We start from the raw sequence: 24,969 nt of genomic DNA, 5'->3' as shown, positions 1-24,969 counted from the left end.
ATAGCCCGCATGTGCTTCGAGCACCGGCGAACGAACCCGACTGGCGGCAGCCTGCCGCAGCAGCGATACACTGACAATGATCCAGATTAAGGGGCTGCGCTCCGGCGGCTCGCTGTCGGGATTGCGGCAGCCTCCGGTTGCCGCGTCCAGATTCCCCGCCCGACCAGGCGCTGTCGATCATGCGGACGCTCCAGCCCCAGTGCTGGGCCTTGCGGCACGATGCCGTTGGCATTGATCTGCCGATGGCTCTGGTAGTAATGCCCCTTGATGTGACGGTAATCGACCGTTTCCGCGATGCCCGGCCACTGGTACAGCTCGCGCAACCAGTTCGACAGGTTGGGGTAATCCTCGATGCGCCGCAGGTTGCACTTGAAATGGCCGTGATAGACGGCATCGAAACGAATGAGGGTGGTGAACAGGCGCCAGTCGGCTTCGGTCAGGTACTCGCCGGCGAGGTAACGCAGCTTGTCGAGGCGGCGTTCCAGCCAGTCCAGCGTGCCGAATACCTCGCGGAACGCCTCTTCGTAGGCCGCCTGGCTTGTGGCGAACCCGGCGCGGTAGACACCGTTGTTGATCGTCGGGTAGATGCGCGCATTGAGTGCGTCGATCTCGCCGCGCAACGGCTGCGGATAGAGGTCGATCATCGAGCCGGTGACATGATCGAAGGCGCTGTTGAAGATACGGATGAGCTCGGCGGACTCGTTGTTGACGATACGTTGCTGCTGCCGATCCCACAGCAGCGGCACTGTCACCCGACCGTTGTAGTGCGGATCGTCACGGGTATAGCGCTGGTACAGAAAGCGGTCGCCATCCAGCGCATCGCCGCTGGAACCGGTGGCTTGGTCGAAGGTCCAGCCGTGCTCGGCCATCAGCCAGCTCACCACGGAGACGTCGATCAGGCTTTCGAGCCCCTTGAGCTTGCGGTAGATCAGCGTGCGATGCGCCCACGGACAGGCGAGCGACACATACAGGTGGTAACGCCCAGACTCGGCCTTGAAACCCGGCTGCCCGTTGGCGGTGGGCTCGCCATCGGCGGTAATCCAGTAGCGACGCTTGGCCTGCTCGCGCTCGAAGCGTCCGTCGCGGCTTTCGTACCAGCGGTCGTGCCACTGGCCATCGATCAACAATCCCATTCGCGGCCTCCAGTCGTTTTTAACTAGAAAGCACTCTAGGGATGATCGTTCGATCGATGTGCCCGAAAGGTTGCTTGAATCGATCCGTCAGTTCGATAAGTTGCGCTGCGCCCAATAACGGCTGGCCAGCTCGAAGGCTTCATCGCGCGAGTACCCGAGCCCCCGCAGGCCCAGGGCCATCGTTGCCGTCACCGCCAGCTCGCCATAGGCGTCGGCGGCGGTGCCGCGCCAGACGTCGAGCAAATGCTGCGGCTCCAGCTCCGCTGGCTTGACATGGCGCTGAGTCGACAGCGCCGACCACTCCTCGTCCCAGGCATCGCCTGCGGTGGTGCCATACAGGTGGGAGATGTTGTCCGGGTTGATCTCGATCTCCCCGCCCTCGCCCTTGATCACGATGGCATGATCACCGAGCAGGCGACTGGCCTCGCGGTGGGTGTCCTGATAGCCGGGATGGAAGATGCTCTGCAAACCACAGCGCGCGTTGAGCGGGTTGAGGATTCGCGCCAGCGAATGGATCGGTGAACGCAGGCCGAGCACATTGCGCAGGTCGATCATGCGCTGCAGCACCGGCATCCAGGTGCCGAGCGGGATGAACGCGAGACGGTCGCGTTCGAGCACGGCGCCCACCTCACCCCAGCTCTCGCAACGCGCGATGCCCAGCAAATCGAGCAACTGTTCGCTGTAAAGGCGTCCGGCGGTATGCGCACCACCGCCGTGCATCAGGATGCGCACACCGTTACCGGCCAGGCATTTGGCGGCAAGCAGGTACCAAGGCAGGTGACGCTTCTTGCCGGCATAGCTCGGCCAGTCGAGATCCACGGTAATGCCCTGCTCGCCGATACGCGCGCGCACCGCGTCGGTGAAGCCGGCCAGCTCTTCGGCGCTCTCCTCCTTGTGGCGCAACAGCATGAGAAAAGCGCCGAGCTGGGCATCCTCGACGCGGCCATCGAGCAACATGCCCATCGCCTCGCGCGCCTCCTCACGAGTCAGGCCGCGCGCGCCGCGCTTGCCCTTGCCGAGGATGCGCACGAAAACGGCGAATGGATGCTCTTCAGGGGTGGTGAGGCTCATAGGCAATTGCTCGGTTTGGGCAGCCCCGCCAGCTTGGCTGCCAGCTTGGCCGGGGTGCCTTTGAATAGGCGGTTGAGGTGCAGACTGTTGCCCTTTTCAGGCCCCAGCTTGAGTGCGACATACTTGATCAGCGGGCGCGTGGCAGGCGACAGCTGGAACTCGTGATAGAACGCGCGCAGCAGGTGGATGATCTCCCAATGATCGGCTTCGAGCGCCAGGCCTTCCTGCTCGGCCAGGGCACTCGCCACGGCTTCGTTCCACTCGACGAGATCGCGCAGATAACCGTCGTCGTCCAGAGCAATACTGCGACCATCCACGTTCAGGGTGTTCATAGCCAGCTGTTGACCCGCTCGAATCGACAGCACAGCTCGACGAAGCCCGGATAATCCAGCAGCACGACACGTTCGGGCAGATCACCAAGCGCGCGTGCCTCGACATCCTCGGCCAGTGCGTGCAGTGCAATGCCCGGCGCCAGCTGTTCGAGCTGGCGGCGCTGGGCCGTGGCGCCGCGCAGTGCGTAGACGGCGTCGCCGCAGAGCAGCAGGCCATCGCCGTCGCCGAGCAGCGGCAGGCAACTGGCAAAGCGGTCGCTCGCGAAGGGAGAATCGGAGAGCAGGTGCAGGGTCGCCATCAGATAGTGATCACATGGTCGTAGCGGTTGATGAGGGCACGCAGAGCGGCATCGTCGAGCAGCTCCACCGGCAGGCTCAACGGCTGCCCATCCAGCCCGCGTTCAACGAGACTGCGCGAGGCGGCATAGAGTGCCTCGACGCCGAACAGCGGCAATGCCTGCAGGTTGGCGCTCAGATCTTTCTGCTGCAGACACGCGGCCTGCTGATCAGGGATGAGCTGCAGCACCCCGTCATCGAGAAACAGCAGGCCCAGCGGCAATTCAAATGCACCACCCGCGAGCACAATGTCCAACGCCTCGCGGGCGCCTGGTCCCGACCAGGGCGATTGACGGCTGATGATCAGCATCGAACGAGCCATCAGTCGCCTCCGAAGCAGATCAGACGGTCGGCCTGCTGCGCGGCTTCATGCAACTGGCCGAGCCCGGATAGCTCCCAGCCCGCGGCGAGGTTGGCGGCAGACCGTCCATAGCGCCGCGCTTCCTGCTCGTCCAGCACGCCACGCCGCAGGCCAGCCGCGATGCAGACCACGCCATCTAGCTGCTGCGCAGCAATGAAGCGGCTCCACTCTGCGGCGATATCCAGCTCGTCCTGCGCGGTCACGACATTGGCCGAGGCACTGTGCACACCGTCCTGATAGAAGAACAGACGGACGATCTCATGCCCACCGGAGAGCACCGCTTGGGCAAAGCGCAGCGCCCGGCGCGAGGCCGGCGCATGAGGAGGAGAAAACAGGGCGATCGCGAATTTCATGGCTCACCAGTCGATTGCAGAGCGACATGATACGCGAGCTGCCAAAACGAAAAAGCCCGCCGAAGCGGGCCTTATCGATCTGCCGGTGATCAGTCGTCGCCACCGAAAATGCCCAGCAGCTGCAGCAAGCTGAGGAACAGGTTGTACAGCGAAACGAACAGACCAATGGTGGCCATGATGTAGTTGCGCTCGCCACCGTGGATGATCGCACTGGTCTGGAACAGGATGCAGGCCGAGGAGAACAGCACGAAACCGGCGCTGATCGCCAGCTGCAGCCCGGTGATCTGGAAGAAGAAGCCGACCAGCATCGCGCCCAGCAGGACAAAGAAGCCTGCGGTAATGAAGCCGCTGAGAAAACTCATATCCTTGCGAGTGATCAGCACATAGGCAGACAGCCCGAAGAACACTAGTGCCGTCATCGACAATGCCGAGGTGATCAGCTCACCACCATTGCTCAACCCGAGGTACATGTTCAGCACCGGGCCCAGGGTGTACCCCATGAATCCGGTCAGGACAAAGGTGGAAACCAGTCCCCAAGCTGAATTGCGCAGCTTGACGGTAAGGAAAAACAGACCGTAGAAGCCGATCAGTACCACGAAGATGTTCGGATACGCGGCGTTGGCCTGCATCGCGAGGTACGCAACAAGGCCACTGAAGGCCAGCGTCATGGCCAACAGGCCATAAGTATTGCGCAGGACTTTGCTGACTTCGCGCTGTTCGACCTGTGTGTGGCTAAGCGCGTATTCGTGTTCGTGCATGGCGACACTCCCGTGGATGAGGCTGAGACAATTTGCCCGGGACTATAGCAGAGCCCCAGCACCTGTTTGCTTAACAGTGTTTGACAGTGTGTTTCGATCCGGTACTATGGCGCCCGCTTTATGCGGAGGTGTGGCCGAGTGGTTGAAGGCAGCGGTCTTGAAAACCGCCGAAGGGGAAACTCTTCCGTGAGTTCGAATCTCACCGCCTCCGCCATCTGCATAGCAAAAAGCCCCGGTAATCCGGGGCTTTTTCATTTCTACGGCACTTGCCGTCAGGGTTGGGCGCCTTCGAACCAGGCCAGTTTTTCCCGTAATCGCACCACCTCGCCAACGATCAAGAGCGTCGGCGCCTGGACCTCATGCCGGGCGACCAGCTCCGGCAGATCGGCCAGCGTGCCAGTAAACACGCGCTGCTTACTCGTCGTCCCCTGCTGCACCAGCGCAGCAGGCGTCTGCGCGCTGCAGCCATGGGCCACCAGTTCGCGGCAGATCACCGGCAGCCCGACCAGGCCCATGTAGAAGACCAGCGTCTGCGCCGGCGCGGCGAGTTCCTCCCAGGGCAGATCGCAGGTACCGTCCTTGAGATGGCCGGTAACGAAGCGCACCGATTGGGCATGATCACGATGGGTCAGCGGGATACCCGCGTAAGCCGCGCAACCGCTGGCCGCAGTGATGCCCGGCACGACCTGGAACGGCACACCGTGAGCCGCCAGCTCTTCGATTTCTTCACCGCCGCGGCCGAAGATGAACGGGTCGCCGCCCTTCAACCGCAGCACGCGCTTGCCTTGCTTGGCCAGTTCCACGAGCTGCTGGTTAATCTGTTCCTGCGGTACGGCATGGTCCGAACGCTGCTTGCCTACGTAGATGCGGTCGGCATCGCGTCGGCACAGGTCGATGATCGCCGGAGCGACCAGGCGATCGTAGAGCACCACATCGGCCTGCTGCATCAGGCGCAAGGCGCGGAAGGTCAACAGGTCAGGATCACCTGGGCCGGCGCCGACCAGATAGACCTCGCCCAGCGCCTTTGGCGCCGCACCAGCGAGCTTCTCGGCCAGCAGACGCTCGGCCTCGGCGGTCCGACCGGCCAGCGCCTGCTCGGCAATCGGCCCCTGAAACGTTTCTTCCCAGAACACCCGCCGCTGCTGCACGTCGGAGAACTTTGCTTTCACCTGCGCACGGAATTGTTTCGCCAGTCCAGCCAGCTGTCCGTAAACCGCTGGGATCCAGGTCTCGATACGCGCGCGGATCAACCGCGCCAGCACCGGTGCGTCGCCCCCACTGGAAACCGCAATCACTAGCGGCGAACGATCGACGATGGCGGGAAAGATCACGCTGCAGAGCTGCGGCGAGTCGACTACGTTGACCGGCATACCCAGCGCGCTGGCGTGCTGCGACACCGAGGCATTCAGCGGCTCGTCATCGGTAGCCGCGATGGCCAGCACACAGCCCTGCAAATCCTGCGGGTCATAGCCACGATCTAGACACTCGCCACCGCCCGCCTCTACCAGCTCGACTAGTTGCGCCTCGATGCTCGGCGCGACCACCCGCAGCCGTGCTCCAGCTTCGCTCAGCAGCCGAGCCTTGCGCAGCGCAATATCGCCGCCACCGACGATAAGCACCGTACGGCCCTTGAGGTTGTGGAACAGCGGGAGGTATTCCATGGGCGAATCCTGGGAGGTCGTTTGAGGTATGGGCATCACAGCCATTACGGCCGCGATGCCCCTTGTCGAGGATCAAGGATCCGGTCTGATGCCAGGACCGCGTTGACGCAGCGCGCTGAAGTCTCAGCCGATGACTTCGATGCCGCCCATGTACGGCTTCAGCACCTCGGGCACCAGAATACGGCCGTCGGCCTGCTGGTAGTTCTCCAGCACCGCGACCAGCGTACGACCGACCGCTAGCCCCGAACCGTTGAGCGTATGCACGAGCTCCGGCTTGCCGGTTTCCGGATTGCGATAGCGCGCCTGCATGCGCCGCGCCTGGAAGTCACCGCAGTTGGAGCAGGAAGAAATCTCGCGGTACTTGTCCTGGCTCGGCACCCAGACTTCCAGGTCGTAGGTCTTGGTCGCACCGAAGCCCATGTCGCCGGTGCACAGCGATAGCACGCGGTAAGGCAGTTCCAGCAGCTGCAGCACCTTCTCGGCGTTACCGGTCAGCTCCTCCAGCGCCTCGAAGGATCTGGACGGCTCGACGATCTGCACCATCTCGACCTTGTCGAACTGGTGCTGACGGATCATGCCGCGGGTATCGCGACCCGACGCGCCGGCCTCGCTGCGGAAACACGGCGTGTGGGCGACGAACTTCAGCGGCAGCTCTTTGGCATCAAGAATTTCGCCGGCAACGATGTTGGTCAGCGACACCTCGGCGGTCGGGATCAGGTAGAAGTCCGCCTCGCCTTCACGGCTGATCTTGAACAGGTCCTCCTCGAATTTCGGCAGCTGACCGGTGCCTTGCAACGCCGGAGCCTGTACGAGATAAGGCGTGTAGGCCTCTTCGTAGCCGTGTTCTCGGGTGTGCAGGTCGATCATGAACTGCGCCAGCGCGCGATGCAGGCGAGCGATCGGTCCGCGCATCAGGGCGAAACGGGCGCCGGAGAGCTTGGCCGCCGTCTCGAAGTCCAGCCAGCCATGCTGCTCGCCCAGGGCGACGTGATCCTGCACCGGGAAGTCGAAGGTCCTCGGCGTACCCCAGCGGCGAACCTCGACGTTCTCGTCCTCGTCCGCACCGACCGGCACGGACTCGTGCGGCAGGTTGGGGATGCTCAGCATCAGCTGGTCCAGCTCACTCTGGATGCGGTCCAGCTCCTGCTTGCCGGATTCGAGTTCGCTGCCCATGCGATCCACATCGGCAAGCAACGGCGCGATGTCCTCACCGCGCTGCTTGGCCTGGCCGATGGATTTGGAGCGCGCGTTACGCTCGGCCTGGAGTTGCTCGGTGCGGGTCTGCACGACCTTGCGCTGGGCTTCCAGCGCCTCGATGCGCGCAACGTCCAGCTGGTAGCCACGGGTGGCCAGGCGGGCCGCCACCTCCTGTAGCTGAGTGCGTACCAGTTTCGAATCAAGCATGGTGGGTCTCGTCTGTGAAAGCTTGGATGAAGGGCGAAGAGGGAGCGAAGTTTACTGTGAACGGGCGTCGGTTCATAACCTGGCGAGCGCCAGACCCGTCCAGGCCGCCAGCAGGCCACCAAGCACACTGCCGCCGACGTAGGCGAACGCCGTGGCCAGCTGGCCGCTTTCCAGCAGACGCAGTGCATCCAGGGAGAAGCTGGAGAAAGTCGTCAGTGCGCCAAGAAAGCCGATGATCAGCGCGCCGCGCAGCTCGGGCGAAATGTCCGGTCGGGCGAGAAAGGTTGCATAGAGATAGCCGATCAGCAGGCAGCCCAGCAGGTTCACCGCCAGGGTCGCCAGATAGAAATGCCGTGGCCACTGGGCGCTGACCCAGGTAGCGAGCGCGAAGCGCAGTAACGTGCCGATCACGCCACCACAGGCGACGGCGAAGGCCATGCGGATCATCCCTTTCTCCGTTGGATGGGGCTTTCACGATCGAGTCGTGCCAAGTGTTCCAGCTTGTCGCGAATCTTGCTTTCCAGTCCCCGTGGGGCCGGATGGTAGTAACGCCGCGGCTCCATCGCTTCGGGGAAATAATCCTCACCGGCGGCATAGGCGTCCGGCTCGTCATGGGCGTAGCGATATTCATTGCCGTAGCCCAGTTCCTTCATCAGCTTGGTCGGCGCATTACGCAGATGCAGCGGCACTTCCTGCGAGCCGTTCTCCGCCGCGTCACGCATCGCTGCCTTGAAGGCGGCGTAGACCGCGTTGCTCTTCGGCGCGCAGGCGAGATAGACGATCGCCTGCGCCACGGCCAGTTCCCCTTCCGGGCTGCCCAGCCGTTCCTGCACGTCCCAGGCGTTCAGGCACAGCGGCAGCGCGCGCGGGTCGGCATTGCCAATCTCTTCGCTGGCCATACGCACGACACGCCGGGCGATGTACAGCGGGTCGCAGCCGCCGTCGAGCATGCGCGCGAACCAGTACAGTGCCGCGTCGGGATTGGAGCCGCGCACGGACTTGTGCAGTGCCGAAATCTGGTCGTAGAACGCCTCACCACCCTTATCGAAACGGCGACGGCTGTCGCCCAACAGATCCTGCAGCAGATCGGTGCTGATGACTCCGCCCTGCTCGGCCAGGTCGGAGGCGTTCTCCAGCAGATTGAGCAGTCGGCGCCCGTCGCCATCGGCAGCAGCCAGCAGCATCTGGAAGCTCTCTTCCGGCAGCTCCAGATGCTGGTCACCCAGCCCTTTCGGATCGCTCAGCGCACGGGCGACCAGCTTGCGCAGCGCCGCTTCGTCGAGGCTTTTCAGCACGTAGACGCGGGCGCGCGAAAGCAACGCGTTGTTGAGTTCGAAGGAGGGGTTCTCGGTGGTCGCACCGATGAAGATCAGCGTGCCGTCTTCGACGTAAGGCAGGAACGCGTCCTGCTGGGACTTGTTGAAGCGATGCACTTCATCGACGAACAAAATGGTGCGCCGTCCGTACTGGGCGGCCTGCTGCTTGGCGATTTCTACCGCCTGGCGAATCTCCTTGACCCCGGCAAGCACGGCGGAAACCGTCTCGAAATGGGCATCGGAGACTTTTGCCAGGAGCCGCGCCAGAGTGGTCTTACCAACCCCGGGCGGCCCCCAGAACACCATGGAGTGCAGCGCGCCCTGCTCCAGCGCCTCGCGCAACGGCTTGCCGCGCGCGAGCAGGTGCTCCTGCCCGACGTACTCGTCAAGGCTGGCTGCACGCAGACGCGCGGCAAGGGGTTGGGCGACAGGTTCGCGACTGAACAGGTCCATTGCGGACGGTTACCTCGATTGCAGCGGCCCGCCGCTGCGCAGGCCGTCTGATACGAATGTCAGATGAAGATCACTCGGAAATGACGTCAGCGCCCTCGGGAATTTCGAAGGTGAACAGATCCGCCTTCAGCGGCTGATTCATCTTCACGCCCATGAACAGGATATTGGTGCGCTGACCGACGCTGTCGATCAGCTGCATGTCGTTGATCACACCGCCGCGGAACGACAGACGCAGATTGTCGAACAGTGTGTCCTTGGCCTTGGGCTTGAGGGTGAAGTCGACCACGTCGCCCGCCTCCTTGTGAGAGACCTCGAAGTTCTCGCTGATGGTGGAGACGTCACCGGAGAGCAGCAGCGCCGGCGTGTGCGTCAGGCGCTGGTCGAGCTTCTGGATGGTGACCTGCTCGAGATCCGGGTCGTACAACCAGACCTTCTCGCCATTGGAAACCAGCAGCTGCTCCATCGGCTCGTCCGTATGCCAGCGGAACTGGCCGGGGCGCTTGAGCGCCAGCTCGCCGGAGGTTTCCTGCAGCTGTGTGCCGCTGCCATCGAGCGAAAGCTGCGAGAAGCGACCAGTCAGGGTTTCAGCCTGGTTCAACAGGCCGGTCAGACGTTTGGTTGAGGCGGCCTGGTCGGCGTGAGCCGGAGCCAGGGCAACCAGCAGGACAGATGCACACAGCAGACGGATCAATTGCATGTAGCCCTCGAAGCGATTCAATCGCGCATAGGCGGCGGCGCGATGACCTCGCGCGAGCCGTTGGTATTCATGGATGTCACCACGCCGGCCATTTCCATGGCTTCGATCATCCTGGCGGCGCGGTTGTAGCCGATCTTCAGTTTGCGCTGCACGGCGGAAATCGATGCGCGGCGACTTTCGGTGACGAAGCGTACGGCCTCGTCGTACAGCGGATCCTCCTCGCTGCCTTCGCCACCACCTTCGCCACCACTGCCACCATCGAAGCCGCCGCCGGAGTCTTCGCCACCGACGAGAATTTCCTCGATGTAATCCGGCGCGCCGCGCGCCTTCCAGGCCTCGACCACACGGTGTACTTCGTCATCGGAGACAAAGGCGCCATGCACGCGAATCGGTAGACCGGTGCCGGGCGGCAGATAGAGCATGTCACCGTGACCGAGCAACTGCTCGGCGCCGCCCTGATCGAGGATCGTGCGTGAATCGATTTTGCTCGAAACCTGAAACGCCATACGGGTCGGAATGTTGGCTTTGATCAAACCGGTGATCACATCCACCGATGGACGCTGAGTCGCGAGGATCAGATGGATACCTGCCGCCCGCGCCTTCTGGGCAATACGTGCGATCAGCTCTTCGACCTTCTTGCCGACGATCATCATCATGTCGGCAAATTCGTCCACCACCACCACGATGGTCGGCAGCGGCTTCAGCAGCGGCGCCACGTCATCCATGCTTTCGCGACGGAACAGCGGATCACTCAGCGGCGTGCCAGCTTCTTCGGCATCCTTGATCTTGCGATTGAACCCGGCAAGGTTGCGCACGCCCATGGCAGCCATGAGCTTGTAGCGCCGCTCCATTTCGGCGACGCTCCAGCGCAGCGCATTGGCCGCTTCCTTCATGTCGGTAACGACTGGACAGAGCAGATGCGGGATGCCTTCGTAGATCGACAGTTCGAGCATCTTCGGGTCGATCATGATCAGTCGCGCCTCTTCCGGCGTGGACTTGAACAGAATCGACAGGATCATTGCGTTGACCCCCACCGATTTACCGGAACCGGTAGTACCAGCCACCAGCAGGTGCGGCATCTTCGCCAGGTCGGCGATCACCGGCTTGCCGCCGATATCGTGACCGAGAGCTAGGGTAACCGGGGATTTGGCATCGTCGTAAGGCGCCGACGACAGCACTTCGGAGAAGCGCACGATCTGGCGATCCTCGTTGGGAATCTCGATACCCACGGTAGTTTTGCCCGGAATCACCTCGACCACGCGCACACTGATCACCGCAAGAGAGCGCGCGAGGTCCTTGGCCAGGTTGGAGATTCGGCTGACCTTGACGCCCGCCGCCGGCTGAATCTCGAAACGGGTGATCACGGGGCCGGGATGAACCGACTCGACGATGACCTCGACGCCAAACTCCTTCAGCTTGATTTCCAACAGTCGCGACATTGCCTCCAGCGACTCTGGCGAGTACTGCTTCTGCTGTTTCTCGGCCGCATCGAGCAGGGAGATCGGCGGCAGGCTGCCTTCGATCAGCGGATCGACGAACAGGTTGGCCTGTTTCTCCTTCAGCACGCGCTTGCTCGGCTCACTGGCTTTCGGCGGTGGCGGCGGCGCGATCACCGGTGCGACGCGCTTATCCCGTTCGCTCATGTGCTTGGTCAGCGCTTCTTCGCGCTCGATCAGGCGCTCCTTGACCCGCGCCTGTTCATTGCGATCGCGCACCATCGGCGCGGCGACTTCACTGACCACATCGTCCACTTCACGCAGCTTGGCCACCATCTGCTTGCGCTCGGCGCGCGCGGACCACCAGCGGCTGAAGAAACTCTGGATCAGCTCGAGCAGATCGAGCGTGATCTTGCCGGTCAGGTCCATCACTTTGAACCAAGACAAATCGGTGAACACGGTCAGCCCGAACAGGAAGAAAGCCAACAGCAGCAATGTACTGCCCTGGACATTCAGCGCCGCTTCCGCGAGCCGTCCCAGGCTTTCGCCCAGCGCGCCACCGGACGAAGCTGGCAAGCCATCCGCCGACTGAAAATGAATGTAAGCCAGCGCAGAACCGGAGAGGACCAGGAATACCAGCCCGATCAGGCGCCAAGAGAACAGCCAGCCGTTCCAACGCCAGGCCTCGTGGCGCGCTCGGAACACCTGCCAGGTCTTGATACCCAGCAGCAGCGGGAATAGGTAGGCGAAATAGCCCAGCGCCATGAACAGGACATCGGCGAACCAGGCGCCAGCGCGACCAGCGGCGTTCTGCACCTGCTGGACATTGCTGGTGTGAGTCCAGCCTGGATCGGAGGGATCGTAAGTAAGCAACGCCATCCAGAGATAGGCACACAGGGCACCCAGGGCGATCAGGGCACCCTCCTTCAGGCGGTAATGCAATTGCTGGCGCCAGACGGCCGCTGGCGCGGTAGAGGAGGAATTCTTCAAAACGCTGTATTTCCTGCGCCTGCGGCGCGCTCGATGAACCGTAGTCTGCCAGAACCTCGGCATTGTACGGGTTTGTCGGTTCGATCGCATGCCGGTTCCGCGCCGGCTTGGGCTTTTGGCGATGCTTCGGTGTAGCATAAACGCCAGTTTTCCCGGCGCGGCTCGACTGGAGCACGCTTCTCTATTCGCAACAAAGGCTTATGAGGGCTTTTTATGGGTGAAGTCAAGCATTCGCGTCTGATCATTCTTGGCTCGGGTCCGGCTGGTTATACCGCCGCGGTCTACGCTGCGCGCGCCAATCTCAAGCCAGTATTGATCACCGGTATCCAGCCGGGCGGCCAGCTCACCACCACCACGGAAGTGGATAACTGGCCAGGCGATGTCGAAGGCCTCACCGGCCCTGCCCTGATGGAGCGCATGCAAAAGCACGCCGAGCGGTTCGATACCGAGATCGTCTTCGATCACATTCACACCGCGGAGTTGCAGCAGCGCCCTTTTACCCTCAAGGGTGACAGCGGCACCTACACCTGTGACGCGCTGATCATCGCCACCGGAGCGTCCGCGCAATACCTCGGCCTGCCTTCGGAAGAGGCATTCTCCGGACGCGGAGTTTCTGCATGCGCGACCTGCGATGGCTTTTTCTATCGCAATCAGGTGGTAGCCGTGATCGGCGGCGGCAACACCGCCGTGGAGGAAGCCCTCTATCTGTCCAACATCGCCAAGGAAGTACATCTGATCCATCGCCGCGACAAGCTGCGCTCGGAGAAGATCCTGCAGGACAAGATCATGGAGAAGGCCGCCAACGGCAACATTCGCCTGCACTGGAACCACACTCTCGAGGAGGTCCTTGGCGACGCCAGCGGCGTCACTGGCGTGCGCCTGAAAAGCACCCTTTCGGGAGAGGAGAAGCAGCTTGATCTGGCCGGCGTATTCATTGCCATCGGCCACAAGCCCAACACCGACCTATTCCAGGGACAGCTGGACATGAAGGATGGCTACCTGAAGATCAAGGGCGGCGGCGACGGTGATGCAACCTGCACCAGCATCCCAGGCGTGTTCGCTGCCGGTGACGTGGCAGATCACGTCTATCGTCAGGCGATCACTTCTGCCGGCGCCGGCTGCATGGCTGCGCTGGATGCCGAAAAGTACCTAGACGTCTAACCATTCGGCGGGTGATTGCCACCCGCCCCTCCTTCGGCATAGCGATATGTTGACCTGGCTGCAACGCGACTCGCTCGCATTCCCCCCCCTGGAGAAGGCGCTGCGCGAACCTAATGGATTACTCGCTGCCGGTGGTGACCTGAGCCCGGAACGCCTGCTCGCCGCCTATCGTCACGGCTGTTTTCCATGGTACCAAGAGGGGCAACCGCTGCTGTGGTGGTCGCCTGATCCGCGCACTGTGCTATATCCACAGGAATTGCATGTTTCTCGCAGCCTACGCAAGCGTATGCGGCAAGGTGTCTACCGGGTTACGTTCGATCAAGCGTTCACAGAAATCATAAAGGGCTGCGCAGCCCCTCGCAGCTATGCCGACGGTACCTGGATCACCGATACGATGCAGCTGGCCTACAGCAAACTACACGACATGGGCATCGCCCATTCCGTTGAAGTCTGGCGCAACGACGAGCTGGTCGGCGGCCTGTATGGATTGGCGATCGGTTGCCTATTCTTCGGTGAATCCATGTTCAGCCGAGCCACCGACGCCTCCAAGGTAGGTTTTGTCACGCTGGCGGAACGCCTGCAAAGCTGGGGGTTCGAGCTGATTGATTGCCAGATGCCCACTTACCACCTGGCCAATTTCGGTGCTCGAGCAATCCCCCGCTCCACCTTCGCGAAAGCACTAGCAGATCATCTGGATCGCCCCAATCGTGCCGACTGGAGCGCCTAAGCTGGCCTACACTGATCGCATGATTTGCGAGAGTTGACCATGACTTCACTGGCTCGCCTCAAGTTCTACGCTACTCAGCCGCATCCATGCAGTTATCTGCCCGACGAGCAGGCCACCACCCTGTTTCTCGATCCCAGCCAGCCGATGGATGTGCAGGTCTATGCGGAGCTCTCGGAGATGGGCTTCCGCCGCAGCGGCGATCATCTGTATCGCCCTCATTGCCAGCGCTGCTCTGCCTGCATTCCGGCACGCATTCCAGCCAACGGCTTCAGTCTGAACCGCCAGCAAAAACGCATTCTCAAACGAAATGCCGATCTGCAGGTCAGGGCCGTCAGACCCATTTTCACCGAAGAGTACTACGCGCTCTACGCTAGCTATATTGAGAAGCGCCACGCCGACGGTGACATGTACCCGCCGAGTCGCGACCAGTTCAATACCTTTCTGGTTCGCGACCTATCATTTTGCCGCTTCTACGAGTTCCGCCTTCTCGGCCGCCTGAAGGCCCTGGCGGTCACCGACGTGCTGCCCAATGGTCTGTCGGCCGTGTACACGTTCTACGACCCCGCGGAAGAGCGCCGAAGCTTGGGCCGCTATGCCATTCTGTGGCAGCTCGGCGAGGCGCATCGGCTCGGCCTGAAAGCTGTCTATCTAGGGTACTGGATCAAGAACTGCCGGAAGATGAACTACAAGACCGAATACCGCCCCATCGAACTGTTAGTCAATCAACGCTGGGTGACGCTCAGCTGAAGCCCTTGGCTCATCCGCCCATTTCGGGCACAATGCTTGCCGCTTTTACCCGGGCATGCTTGCGCCGGGTTATTTTCTGGATATCGAGGACTTTACTGAATGTCGAAAGAAGACAGCTTCGAAATGGAAGGTACTGTCGTCGACACCCTGCCTAACACCATGTTTCGTGTGGAGTTGGAAAATGGGCATGTCGTTACTGCGCACATCTCCGGAAAGATGCGCAAGAACTACATCCGGATCCTTACCGGTGACAAGGTTCGTGTTGAGCTGACGCCATACGATCTGAGCAAGGGGCGCATCACGTACCGCGCTCGTTAAACGAATCGCGAGAGAAAAACGCCCGGTCTCTGCCGGGCTTTTTTTGTTATCGCGGTGACAAGAAGCACTCAGAAAGTAAAACGCCCGGCAAGACCGGGCGTTTTACTTTGGCTCCTACTCAAGCTAATTCGGCGGCCGTTTCAAAGTCGAAGAACAATTCGCCGTCGCGCATATCCACATGCACAACGCCGCCATGTTCAGCCAACTCGCCGAAGAGTATCTCCTCCGCCAATGGCCGCTTGATCTTGTCTTGAATCAGCCTGGCCATTGGCCGCGCGCCCATACGTGCGTCATAACCGTGCTCGGCAAGCCATCCGCGCGCAGCCTCAGTCACTTCGAGAGTTACGTGCTTATCTTCCAACTGCGTCTGCAGCTCGATAAGAAACTTATCGACGATGCTCTTGATGACTTCATGACTCAAGCGACCAAACTGGATAATCGCATCCAGCCGGTTACGAAACTCCGGAGTAAAGCTCTTCTTGATCACCTCCATGGCATCTGAGGCGTGATCTTGCAACGTAAAGCCAATGGACGCCCGAGCAGCAGTTTCTGCCCCCGCATTGGTCGTCATGATGATGATGACGTTGCGGAAATCGGCCTTGCGGCCATTATTGTCGGTCAGCGTGCCGTGATCCATCACCTGCAACAGCAGATTGAAAACCTCCGGATGCGCCTTCTCGATCTCATCTAGCAGCAGCACACAATGCGGCTGCTTCGTGATCGCCTCGGTTAGCAACCCGCCCTGATCGAAACCCACATACCCGGGGGGGGCGCCAATCAACCGAGACACAGTGTGCCGCTCCATATACTCGGACATATCGAAGCGCACCAGCTCAATACCCAGCGCACGCGCGAGCTGCCGTGCGGCTTCCGTTTTGCCGACACCGGTCGGCCCGGCAAACAGGAACGAGCCAACCGGCTTGTCCGGCGCCTTCAATCCTGCACGCGACAGCTTGATGGCGGTGGCGAGCGAATCGATGGCGTCGTCCTGCCCAAAAACTGTGAGCTTCAGGTCGCGCTCCAGATTGCGCAGCAACTCCTTGTCCGAGCTGGTGACATGCTTCGGAGGGATCCGTGCGATCTTGGCAACAATATCTTCGATCTCTTGGACGTCGATACGCTTGGCACGTCGATCTTCAGGCTGTAGACGCTGAAACGCGCCAGCCTCATCGACAACATCGATCGCCTTGTCCGGCATATGCCGGTCGTTGATATAGCGCGACGCGAGCTCGGCCGCCGCTCGCAATGCTTCGTCACTGTATTCGATATGGTGGTGCTGTTCGAAGCGGCCCTTGAGGCCGCGCAGGATACCTACGGTGTCCTCCACCGAAGGTTCGGAAACATCGACCTTCTGGAAGCGTCGCGCAAGCGCACGATCTTTTTCGAAGATTCCGCGAAACTCTTGGAAAGTGGTCGAGCCGATGCAGCGAATTTCGCCGGACGAAAGCAAAGGTTTGAGCAGGTTGGACGCGTCCATTACCCCGCCCGAAGCTGCTCCCGCACCGATGATGGTGTGAATCTCGTCAATGAACAGAATTGCCTGCGGCCGCTTTCTCAGCTCATTGAGCAGAGCCTTGAAGCGCTTTTCGAAGTCGCCGCGGTACTTGGTGCCAGCCAGGAGCGCACCGAGATCGAGCGAATACACAACGCTGTCACTCAATAGATCAGGCACCTGCTTATCGACAATACGCTTGGCGAGACCTTCGGCAATAGCGGTTTTCCCGACGCCCGCCTCACCAACTAATAGAGGGTTGTTCTTGCGTCGACGCGCGAGAATCTGTGCGACCCGCTCCACTTCATGCTCGCGCCCAACCAATGGATCGATACGCCCCTGCCGAGCCAGCTCGTTGAGATTACTGGCATAAGCGTCCAGAGGATTACCTGCCGAAGCAGAATCGCCCCCCTCATCATCCTGCATCTCGGCATCATTCTCAGGATTGCCTGCGTTGCCAGGAACCTTGGAAATACCGTGGGCGATATAGTTGACCACATCAATCCGAGCAACGTTCTGCTGTTTGAGCAAGAACACCGCCTGGCTTTCCTGCTCGCTGAAAATGGCGACCAGCACATTAGCGCCCGTAACCTCGCGCTTGCCCGAGCTCTGCACGTGGAAAACAGCTCGCTGCAAAACACGCTGGAAGCCCAGAGTGGGTTGCGTCTCACGCTCTTCATCGTGCGGAGGGATAAGGGGGGTAGTGGAGTCAATGAACTCCTGCAGGTCATGCCGCAGCTTGTCCAAACTAGCCCCGCAGGCACGCAGCACTGTCGCAGCAGCCTCGTTGTCCAGCAGGGCCAGCAGGAGATGTTCAACCGTCATGAATTCATGACGCTTGGCACGTGCCTCTTTGAAAGCCAGATTCAGAGTGACTTCGAGCTCACGGTTCAACATAGCTTCACCTCTTCCCCAGCAATCGGAGTTAACCGTCCTTCTCGATCTCACAAAGCAGCGGGTGCTGGCATTCCCTTGCATATTGATTGACTTGCATCGCTTTGGTTTCAGCCACGTCCCGTGTGTACACCCCACAGACCGCGCGCCCCTCGGTATGCACTGCCAGCATGATCTTGGTTGCCAGCTCCCGGTTATGATTGAAAATGCCTTCCAGCACCTCAACGACGAAATCCATCGGCGTGTAGTCGTCATTGAACATGACAACTTTATACATGGGTGGTGCCTTCAGCTCCGGCTTGGCCTCCTGCACTGCGAGACCAGAGGCATCATCATCCTCATATTCCCCGGGAAGATCCTGATTGAATGTTAGTCGAATCTGGGCAAATGCACGCATGCGAATACGGTTCTGATCGTGGCGCCGAGGCCAGGTAAATTGAACGGGCTAACAGCCAGCTGACGAGTCGCCTTGACTATCGGCAAAACGATGATACAAACAGTAAGTGCCTATTTGGGCAAACGGGTTGCGCACATGAGGCCCCTTGGCTGCATAAGCGCGGAATGAAATGGATGTTACTCCACTAGTGGACTCCTTTGCAGAGGGACAACAGCATGCTAAGCGGTAAGGTCAAGTGGTTCAACAACGCCAAAGGCTATGGATTCATCGTAGCAGACGGCGGTGATGAGGACCTGTTCGCCCACTACTCAGCCATCCAGATGGAAGGCTATCGGACTCTCAAAGCTGGGCAAGCGGTCATGTTCAATATCCTGCAGGGTCCGAAGGGCCTCCATGCAACCGATATACGGCCGCAGCAGGCCTCGGCAGATGTCGCAACTCCGGCCATACAGACCGCAACGGCGGTGGACGCCTGATTTCTGCTGGACAAAAAAAGGCCGATCATTGATCGGCCTTTTTTCATAAAGGTCCTTCCTTTACATGTGGCTGATCATGGCGTCGCCGAATTGCGAGCAGGACATCAGCTGAGCGCCCTCCATCAGACGCTCGAAATCGTAGGTTACGGTTTTCGCAGCGATGGCACCTTCTGTTGCCCTGATAATCAGATCAGCCGCCTCGACCCATCCCATATGCCGCAGCATCATTTCTGCGGAGAGGATGAGTGAACCCGGATTGACCTTATCCTGGCCGGCATATTTCGGCGCTGTGCCATGCGTCGCTTCAAACATGGCCACCGTATCGGAAAGATTGGCGCCGGGCGCGATACCGATACCACCCACTTCCGCGGCCAGAGCATCGGAGAGATAGTCACCGTTCAAATTGAGCGTGGCAATCACATCGTATTCAGCCGGACGCAATAGGATCTGCTGCAGCATGGCGTCAGCGATTGCATCCTTCACTACAATGGTCTTGCCAGTGTTCGGGTTCTTGAACTGCATCCACGGGCCACCATCCAACAGTTCCGCACCGAACTCATCGCGCGCAACTTCGTAACCCCACTCCTTGAAGGCACCCTCGGTGAATTTCATGATGTTGCCCTTGTGGACGATGGTCACAGAGCTACGATCATTGTCGACGGCGTACTGGAGCGCCTTGCGAACCAAACGCTTGGTGCCTTCCATCGAAACCGGCTTGATGCCAATACCGCAATTTTCGGTGAAGCGGATCTTCTTGACACCCATTTCCTCGGTGAGGAACTTGATGACCTTCTCGCACTCGGGCGAACCCGCCTTCCACTCGACACCGGCATAAATGTCTTCCGAGTTCTCCCGGAAGATGATCATGTCCACATCGCCCGGCTTCTTGACCGGGCTAGGCACACCGGTGAACCAGCGTACCGGGCGCTGACAAACGTAAAGATCCAGCTCCTGGCGCAAGGCAACGTTCAGCGAACGAATGCCGCCACCAACCGGCGTGGTCAGCGGCCCCTTGATTGAGACTACGTAATCACGAACGGCTTCCAGCGTCTCCTTCGGCAGCCAGGTATCTTGGTCGTAGACCTGGGTTGCCTTCTCGCCGGCATAAACCTCCATCCAGGCGATCTTCCGCTTCCCGCCATAGGCTTTCTCGACGGCAGCATCAACGACCTTGATCATCACCGGACTGATATCGACACCGATACCGTCACCCTCGATATAAGGAATGATCGGATTGTTGGGAACATTCAGAGTGTTGTCGGCATTAACGGTAATTTTGTCACCGCTGGCTGGCACCTGGATCTTTTGATATCCCATGCTGGACTCCGTTTCGTGGTTGAACAGTGGTCAGCTTTTGAGAGTACTCCACTTGAATCCGGAGAGACCACATGTTCGTTCGTCTTATGCAAGAGCATTCTTCGACAACGGAGCACGATGGTATACTGCGTAGGTGACTAACGAGTCATAAGGGGCGCCTGTCTTGACCAAGACCCCGCTTCTTGAAGCCGTGGAGCTGCACCACAGTTCAACGGATCAAATGCTCCAAACTCTACTGATGCACCCAACATCACCGCGGCGAACCCTTGACTTACGGCTCGACGATACGGAGAGCCAAAGCGCCTACCTGCGCATTTCGAGGATTTGAGCACGCTCAGCAAAGAAGAGAGTCAACTCTAAATGCCCACCCGTTCGAAGATCATCTATACCTTCACCGACGAAGCCCCAGCTCTCGCCACCTATTCGCTACTGCCGATCGTGGAAGCGTTCGCAGCTTCCGCGGATATCGCCGTCGAAACCAGCGACATCTCTCTTGCAGGGCGCATCCTTGCGAGCTTTTCCGACCAACTGGATGCTGACAAGCGAGTCGAAGACAGCCTCGCCGCGCTCGCCGAATTGACGATGAAGCCGGACGCCAACATCGTCAAGCTACCGAATATCAGTGCCTCGATCCCGCAGCTCAAGGCAGCGATCGCCGAGCTGCAAGCCCTCGGCTACGACATCCCGAACTTCCCGGAAGACCCGCAAACCGATGCCGAAAAGAAAATTCGCGCTCGGTACAGCAAGGTTCTTGGTAGTGCCGTGAACCCGGTGCTGCGTGAAGGCAACTCCGACCGCCGTGCCCCGGCCGCAGTAAAAGCCTATGCCCGCAAGCATCCGCACTCCATGGGCAAGTGGAGCAAGGCTTCGCAGTCCCACGCCGACTACATGCGCGGCGGCGATTTCTTCTCCAGCGAGCAGTCCATCACCATGGACAAGGCAGGCGACGTACGTCTCGAGTTCGTCGGTAAGGACGGCCAGGTCGAAGTCAAAAAGCAGCTGTCCCTGCTGGAAGGCGAAGTGCTCGACGGCATGTTCATGAGCTGCAGGAAGCTGCGGGCGTTCTTCGAAGAGACGCTGCAGGACTGCAAGGAAACTGGCGTGATGTGGTCGCTGCACGTCAAGGCCACCATGATGAAGATCTCCCACCCGATCGTCTTCGGCCACGCCGTCAGCGTTTATTACAAGGACGTGTTCGACAAGTACGGCGAGCTGTTCAAGGAACTGGGCGTCAACCCGAACAACGGCATCAGCAGCGTCTACGACAAGATCAAGTCCCTGCCCGCTTCGCAGCAGGAAGAAATCCTGCACGACATCCACGAGGTCTACAGCCACCGTCCGGAAATGGCGATGGTCGACTCGGTCAAGGGCATCACCAACCTGCACATCCCGAGCGACGTGATCGTCGACGCCTCCATGCCAGCGATGATTCGCAACTCCGGCCAGATGTGGGGTAAGGATGGCAAGCAGAAGGACACCAAGGCGGTAATGCCGGAGAGCACCTACGCTCGCATCTACCAAGAGATGATCAACTTCTGCAAAACCAACGGCGCCTTCGACCCAGTCACCATGGGCAGCGTCCCGAACGTCGGCCTGATGGCGCAGCAAGCCGAGGAGTACGGCTCGCACGACAAGACCTTCGAGATGCAGGCTGACGGCATCATGCGCGTCGTGCTTGCCGACGGCACCGTGTTGATGCAGCACGCGGTCGAGAAAGGCGACATCTGGCGTGCTTGCCAGACCAAGGACGCGCCGATCCGTGACTGGGTCAAGCTGGCCGTTACCCGCGCCCGCCAATCCAACACCCCGGCCGTGTTCTGGCTGGACCCGGAGCGTGCTCACGACATGCAGCTGCAGAAGAAGGTCGAAACCTATCTGCAGGAGCACGACCTGAGCGGCCTGGACATTCGCATCATGGGCTACAACGAAGCCATTCGCCTGAGCATGGAGCGCATGATCCGCGGCAAGGACACCATCTCCGTGACCGGCAACGTGCTGCGCGACTACCTGACCGATCTGTTCCCGATCATGGAGCTAGGCACTTCGGCGAAGATGCTTTCCATCGTTCCGCTGATGGCGGGCGGCGGCATGTACGAAACTGGCGCCGGCGGCTCGGCCCCCAAGCACGTACAGCAGCTGATCGAGGAGAACTACCTGCGCTGGGATTCGCTCGGCGAGTTCCTCGCACTGGCGGTTTCCCTTGAAGAGACCGGCATCAAAACTGGCAACGTCAAGGCCAAGATCCTCGGCAAGACGCTCGACCAGGCCACCGGCAAACTGCTCGACAACAACAAGTCCCCGGCGCGCAAAGTCGGCCAGCTGGATAACCGTGGTAGCCACTTCTATCTGGCCCTGTACTGGGCTCAGGCGCTGGCAGCTCAGGACGAGGACGCCGAACTGAAGGCGCACTTCGCTCCGCTGGCCAAGACGCTTACCGAGCAGGAAGAGACCATCGTTGCCGAACTGGCCGCAGTCCAAGGCAAGCCGGCGAATATCGGCGGCTACTACCGCTCCAATCCGGAACTGACCGCCAAGGTCATGCGTCCAAGCGAAACCTTCAACAACGCGCTCGCCACTCTGCGTTGATGTTTCGCTGCGGTGCCTGACCGGCCCGCGTACGTAAAGCCCCGGCCATGCGCCGGGGTTTTCCGTTTCTGCCCTGCCGGAAGGCGCAGCGCGCGCTGTTATGATCCCATCGTTCCATTCAAGGAGTCTCTATGGACTGGTATCCCCATGTCACGGTCGCCACGATCGTCGAAGATACGGGGCGGTTTCTCTTGGTCGAGGAACTCAAGGCCGGGCGCCTGGTGTTCAACCAACCCGCCGGTCATCTGGAAGCCAACGAAACCCTGCGACAGGCGGCGATACGTGAAACTCTCGAAGAAACGGGCTGGCACGTCGAGCTCACTGGTGTTGTGGGGATCTACCTCTATACCGCACCGAGCAATGGCGTGACCTACCAGCGTGTCTGCTTCGTCGCCAAGCCGATCCAGCACGAGTCGCAACGCGAGCTGGACACAGGTATCGTCGGCGCTCCCTGGTTGAGCCGCGACGAGCTGGCCGCGCAACCCGAACGGTGGCGCAGTGAGCTGGTACTACGCTGCATTGACGATTACCTGCGCGGACCGATACACGCACTGGACGTCGTTCGCGATTGACCTGACTTCGTCTTGCGCCCGGCAGCCTGTTAGAATTCCGTCCTTTTTTGCACATCCCCAGCGAATCCCTATGCCTGCTTCAACTCTCATCGCCCCGGCAAATACCCGCGTCATCGTCGGCATGTCCGGCGGCGTAGACTCTTCCGTTTCCGCCCTCCTGCTGCTCGAACAGGGCTATCAGGTCGAAGGCCTGTTCATGAAGAACTGGGAAGAAGACGACGGCACGGAGTACTGCACCGCTAAAGAGGATCTCGCGGACGCTCAGGCGGTGTGCGACAAGATCGGTATAAAGCTGCACACCGCCAACTTCGCGGCCGAATACTGGGACAACGTCTTCGAGCACTTTCTCGCCGAATACAAGGCGGGACGCACGCCCAACCCGGACATCCTCTGCAACCGCGAGATCAAGTTCAAAGCATTCCTCGACTACGCGCTGATGCTCGGAGCCAACCTGATCGCCACCGGTCATTATGTGCGCCGCCGCGACGTGGACGGGCGCAGCGAGCTGCTCAAGGGCCTGGATCCGAACAAGGACCAGAGCTATTTCCTGCACGCCGTAGGCGGCGAGCAGCTAGGCAAGACGCTATTCCCCGTGGGCGAACTGGAAAAGCCCGAGGTACGCGCGATTGCCGAGAAGTACGGCCTTGCCACGGCGAAGAAGAAGGACTCAACCGGCATCTGCTTCATCGGTGAGCGCCGGTTCAGTGATTTCCTCAAGCAATACCTTCCCGCCCAACCCGGCGATATCGAAACGATCGATGGCGAGGTGATCGGTCGCCACCACGGCCTGATGTACCACACCATCGGCCAGCGCCAGGGCCTGGGCATTGGCGGACTTAAGGATGCCGGCGACGAACCCTGGTATGTGCTCTGCAAGGATCTACAGCGCAATGTCCTGGTGGTCGGCCAGGGCAACGACCACCCATGGCTGTTCTCCCGGGCGCTGCAAGCGTCGGAGATCTATTGGGTCAATCCGCTGGACATCAGCGCACCGCTAAAACTGACCGCCAAGGTGCGTTATCGCCAGAGCGATCAGGCCTGCACCCTGGAAAGGACTCCCGAGGGCTATCGCGCCGTATTCGATGCACCACAGCGGGCGGTGACACCCGGCCAGTCGGTAGTGTTCTACGATGGCGAGGTCTGCCTTGGCGGCGGCGTGATCGAACACGCCGAGCCGTGGTTCGAAGGAGCCCGACCATGAGCCCGCTAGAAGAGCAACTGGTGGCGCTCGGCGCCGTGTTTGAAGCAGCAGTGCTAGTCGACCGAATCGCCCGCACAGGCCAGGCACCCACTGCACAGGTGGCCTGCATGCTGAGCAGCCTGCTGGTCCGAAACCCGCAGAACACTCCAGAGATCTACGGCGGCGACGACCTAAACCTGCGCGATGGTTACCGCGCACTGGTAGGGGCGCTGGAGCGCGACAGCAGCAGCCTGCAACGCGAACCACTGCGCTACGCGCTGGCGATGATCGGCCTCGAACGCCAGCTCGACAAGCGCAGCGACATGCTTCAGGTCATCGGTAGCCGACTGGACCAGATCCAGCAGCAGGTCGAGCACTTCGGACCGACGCACGAAAACGTCATCGCTTCGTTCGGCGGACTCTATCAGGACACGCTGAGTACCTTCCGCCAGCGCATCCAGGTGCAAGGCGACATGCGGCACCTGCAGCAATCGGACAACGCCGCCAAGATCCGTGCGCTGCTGCTGTCCGGAATTCGCTCCGCACGACTGTGGCGACAGCTCGGCGGGCATCGTTGGCAGATGATCTTCAGCCGACGGAAGCTGCTCGACGCCCTGTATCCGAAGGTCCGTTCCCAGACTGACATCCACTGAGAACGCTCGCTCGGCCGTCCCGATACCGGTGCCGAGCCGCACAAACGCTTGGCCATCCGCGCCAAGCGCGCCGTCGACTCCCAGCCCACTGGCAATCCAGCCTATCCAAGCGCCGCCGGCCGTTGCCTGTCGAAGGCGGTGTCGATCT

The 24,969-nt window shown here is 60.6% G+C and carries 25 protein-coding genes and 1 tRNA gene; 10 read left to right on the top strand and 16 right to left on the bottom strand.

Going from position 1 to position 24,969, the window contains the following annotated elements; translation table 11 throughout:
• Nucleotides 1-86: 86 nt before the first annotated feature.
• The 7 genes from N8H22_RS04190 to N8H22_RS04160 all read right to left on the bottom strand — a co-directional run bounded on the left by N8H22_RS04190 (nucleotide 87) and on the right by N8H22_RS04160 (nucleotide 4,344).
• On the bottom strand, nucleotides 87-1,133 hold the full coding sequence (locus tag N8H22_RS04190; RefSeq protein ID WP_264589374.1) for a glutathione S-transferase family protein: 1,047 nt from the start codon (nucleotides 1,131-1,133) through the stop codon (nucleotides 87-89).
• 87 nt (nucleotides 1,134-1,220) lie between these two features.
• Nucleotides 1,221-2,204, bottom strand: coding sequence for a glycosyl transferase family protein (locus tag N8H22_RS04185; protein ID WP_264589373.1), 984 nt, complete (start codon nucleotides 2,202-2,204; stop codon nucleotides 1,221-1,223).
• Nucleotides 2,201-2,536: a TusE/DsrC/DsvC family sulfur relay protein gene (locus N8H22_RS04180; protein ID WP_264589372.1), complete on the bottom strand. Its 336-nt coding sequence runs from the start codon at nucleotides 2,534-2,536 to the stop codon at nucleotides 2,201-2,203. Before N8H22_RS04180 ends, N8H22_RS04185 begins: the two co-directional genes overlap by 4 nt.
• Complete coding sequence (tusB, locus tag N8H22_RS04175; RefSeq protein ID WP_264589371.1) at nucleotides 2,533-2,835, bottom strand: sulfurtransferase complex subunit TusB; 303 nt, start codon at nucleotides 2,833-2,835, stop codon at nucleotides 2,533-2,535. The genes N8H22_RS04180 and tusB overlap by 4 nt, the downstream gene beginning before the upstream one ends.
• Complete coding sequence (gene tusC / locus N8H22_RS04170) at nucleotides 2,835-3,194, bottom strand: sulfurtransferase complex subunit TusC (RefSeq protein ID WP_264589370.1); 360 nt, start codon at nucleotides 3,192-3,194, stop codon at nucleotides 2,835-2,837. Before tusC ends, tusB begins: the two co-directional genes overlap by 1 nt.
• Nucleotides 3,194-3,586, bottom strand: coding sequence for a sulfurtransferase complex subunit TusD (gene tusD, locus N8H22_RS04165; RefSeq protein ID WP_264589369.1), 393 nt, complete (start codon nucleotides 3,584-3,586; stop codon nucleotides 3,194-3,196). The genes tusC and tusD overlap by 1 nt, the downstream gene beginning before the upstream one ends.
• An 89-nt stretch (nucleotides 3,587-3,675) precedes the next feature.
• On the bottom strand, nucleotides 3,676-4,344 hold the full coding sequence (locus tag N8H22_RS04160; protein WP_264589368.1) for a Bax inhibitor-1/YccA family protein: 669 nt from the start codon (nucleotides 4,342-4,344) through the stop codon (nucleotides 3,676-3,678).
• 124 nt (nucleotides 4,345-4,468) lie between these two features.
• Here N8H22_RS04160 and N8H22_RS04155 point away from each other — a divergent pair.
• A tRNA-Ser gene (locus tag N8H22_RS04155) sits at nucleotides 4,469-4,558 on the top strand.
• Between the two features lie 58 nt (nucleotides 4,559-4,616).
• Here N8H22_RS04155 and cysG read toward each other — a convergent pair.
• The 6 genes from cysG to ftsK all read right to left on the bottom strand — a co-directional run bounded on the left by cysG (nucleotide 4,617) and on the right by ftsK (nucleotide 12,364).
• Nucleotides 4,617-6,005 (bottom strand): siroheme synthase CysG, encoded by a 1,389-nt coding sequence (gene cysG / locus N8H22_RS04150; RefSeq protein WP_264589367.1) that lies wholly within the window; start codon nucleotides 6,003-6,005, stop codon nucleotides 4,617-4,619.
• A 123-nt stretch (nucleotides 6,006-6,128) separates the two neighbouring features.
• A complete protein-coding gene (serS, locus tag N8H22_RS04145; protein WP_264589366.1) occupies nucleotides 6,129-7,409 on the bottom strand; it encodes a serine--tRNA ligase in 1,281 nt (426 codons plus the stop codon).
• Between the two features lie 72 nt (nucleotides 7,410-7,481).
• Nucleotides 7,482-7,856, bottom strand: a complete 375-nt coding sequence (gene crcB / locus N8H22_RS04140; protein ID WP_264589365.1) for a fluoride efflux transporter CrcB — start codon at nucleotides 7,854-7,856, stop codon at nucleotides 7,482-7,484.
• Nucleotides 7,853-9,178: a replication-associated recombination protein A gene (locus tag N8H22_RS04135; protein ID WP_264589364.1), complete on the bottom strand. Its 1,326-nt coding sequence runs from the start codon at nucleotides 9,176-9,178 to the stop codon at nucleotides 7,853-7,855. The genes crcB and N8H22_RS04135 overlap by 4 nt, the downstream gene beginning before the upstream one ends.
• Before the next feature lie 70 nt (nucleotides 9,179-9,248).
• Nucleotides 9,249-9,875, bottom strand: a complete 627-nt coding sequence (gene lolA / locus N8H22_RS04130) for an outer membrane lipoprotein chaperone LolA (protein ID WP_264589363.1) — start codon at nucleotides 9,873-9,875, stop codon at nucleotides 9,249-9,251.
• Nucleotides 9,876-9,892: 17 nt separating this feature from the next.
• On the bottom strand, nucleotides 9,893-12,364 hold the full coding sequence (ftsK, locus tag N8H22_RS04125; protein WP_264589362.1) for a DNA translocase FtsK: 2,472 nt from the start codon (nucleotides 12,362-12,364) through the stop codon (nucleotides 9,893-9,895).
• A gap of 150 nt (nucleotides 12,365-12,514) precedes the next feature.
• On the opposite strand from ftsK, the gene trxB reads away from it, so the two are divergent.
• The 4 genes from trxB (at nucleotide 12,515) to infA (ending at nucleotide 15,254) form a co-directional block, all read left to right on the top strand.
• Entirely contained in the window at nucleotides 12,515-13,462 is a 948-nt protein-coding gene (gene trxB, locus N8H22_RS04120; RefSeq protein ID WP_264589361.1) for a thioredoxin-disulfide reductase, read from the top strand.
• A gap of 46 nt (nucleotides 13,463-13,508) precedes the next feature.
• Nucleotides 13,509-14,189, top strand: a complete 681-nt coding sequence (gene aat, locus N8H22_RS04115; protein WP_264589360.1) for a leucyl/phenylalanyl-tRNA--protein transferase — start codon at nucleotides 13,509-13,511, stop codon at nucleotides 14,187-14,189.
• Between the two features lie 39 nt (nucleotides 14,190-14,228).
• On the top strand, nucleotides 14,229-14,936 hold the full coding sequence (locus N8H22_RS04110) for an arginyltransferase (RefSeq protein WP_264589359.1): 708 nt from the start codon (nucleotides 14,229-14,231) through the stop codon (nucleotides 14,934-14,936).
• A 99-nt stretch (nucleotides 14,937-15,035) separates the two neighbouring features.
• Nucleotides 15,036-15,254, top strand: a complete 219-nt coding sequence (gene infA, locus N8H22_RS04105; protein WP_002553999.1) for a translation initiation factor IF-1 — start codon at nucleotides 15,036-15,038, stop codon at nucleotides 15,252-15,254.
• 118 nt (nucleotides 15,255-15,372) lie between these two features.
• Here the strand turns inward: infA and clpA are convergent, their stop codons facing one another.
• Nucleotides 15,373-17,643, bottom strand: a complete 2,271-nt coding sequence (clpA, locus tag N8H22_RS04100; RefSeq protein ID WP_264589358.1) for an ATP-dependent Clp protease ATP-binding subunit ClpA — start codon at nucleotides 17,641-17,643, stop codon at nucleotides 15,373-15,375.
• A 28-nt stretch (nucleotides 17,644-17,671) separates the two neighbouring features.
• Nucleotides 17,672-18,037: an ATP-dependent Clp protease adapter ClpS gene (clpS, locus tag N8H22_RS04095; protein WP_264589357.1), complete on the bottom strand. Its 366-nt coding sequence runs from the start codon at nucleotides 18,035-18,037 to the stop codon at nucleotides 17,672-17,674.
• 215 nt (nucleotides 18,038-18,252) lie between these two features.
• Here clpS and cspD point away from each other — a divergent pair, with 215 nt between their 5' ends.
• Complete coding sequence (gene cspD, locus N8H22_RS04090) at nucleotides 18,253-18,513, top strand: cold shock domain-containing protein CspD (RefSeq protein ID WP_272890707.1); 261 nt, start codon at nucleotides 18,253-18,255, stop codon at nucleotides 18,511-18,513.
• 60 nt (nucleotides 18,514-18,573) lie between these two features.
• Here the strand turns inward: cspD and icd are convergent, their stop codons facing one another.
• Entirely contained in the window at nucleotides 18,574-19,830 is a 1,257-nt protein-coding gene (gene icd / locus N8H22_RS04085) for an NADP-dependent isocitrate dehydrogenase (RefSeq protein WP_264589356.1), read from the bottom strand.
• 360 nt (nucleotides 19,831-20,190) lie between these two features.
• Here icd and N8H22_RS04080 point away from each other — a divergent pair, with 360 nt between their 5' ends.
• The 4 genes from N8H22_RS04080 to hflD all read left to right on the top strand — a co-directional run bounded on the left by N8H22_RS04080 (nucleotide 20,191) and on the right by hflD (nucleotide 24,821).
• Nucleotides 20,191-22,416 (top strand): NADP-dependent isocitrate dehydrogenase, encoded by a 2,226-nt coding sequence (locus N8H22_RS04080; RefSeq protein ID WP_264589355.1) that lies wholly within the window; start codon nucleotides 20,191-20,193, stop codon nucleotides 22,414-22,416.
• 131 nt (nucleotides 22,417-22,547) lie between these two features.
• Complete coding sequence (locus N8H22_RS04075; protein WP_264589354.1) at nucleotides 22,548-22,988, top strand: NUDIX hydrolase; 441 nt, start codon at nucleotides 22,548-22,550, stop codon at nucleotides 22,986-22,988.
• A gap of 70 nt (nucleotides 22,989-23,058) precedes the next feature.
• Entirely contained in the window at nucleotides 23,059-24,189 is a 1,131-nt protein-coding gene (gene mnmA, locus N8H22_RS04070) for a tRNA 2-thiouridine(34) synthase MnmA (protein WP_264589353.1), read from the top strand.
• Nucleotides 24,186-24,821 carry a high frequency lysogenization protein HflD gene (gene hflD / locus N8H22_RS04065; RefSeq protein ID WP_264589352.1) on the top strand — a complete coding sequence of 212 codons (636 nt, stop codon included), beginning with the start codon at nucleotides 24,186-24,188 and terminating at the stop codon, nucleotides 24,819-24,821. Before mnmA ends, hflD begins: the two co-directional genes overlap by 4 nt.
• Nucleotides 24,822-24,969: the final 148 nt, after the last annotated feature.

Source organism: Stutzerimonas sp. S1, assembly GCF_025966695.1.
Taxonomy (GTDB): Bacteria; Pseudomonadota; Gammaproteobacteria; order Pseudomonadales; family Pseudomonadaceae; genus Stutzerimonas.
Note: the sequence above shows the minus strand (reverse complement) of the source record. Positions and strands in the feature narration are given on the sequence as shown.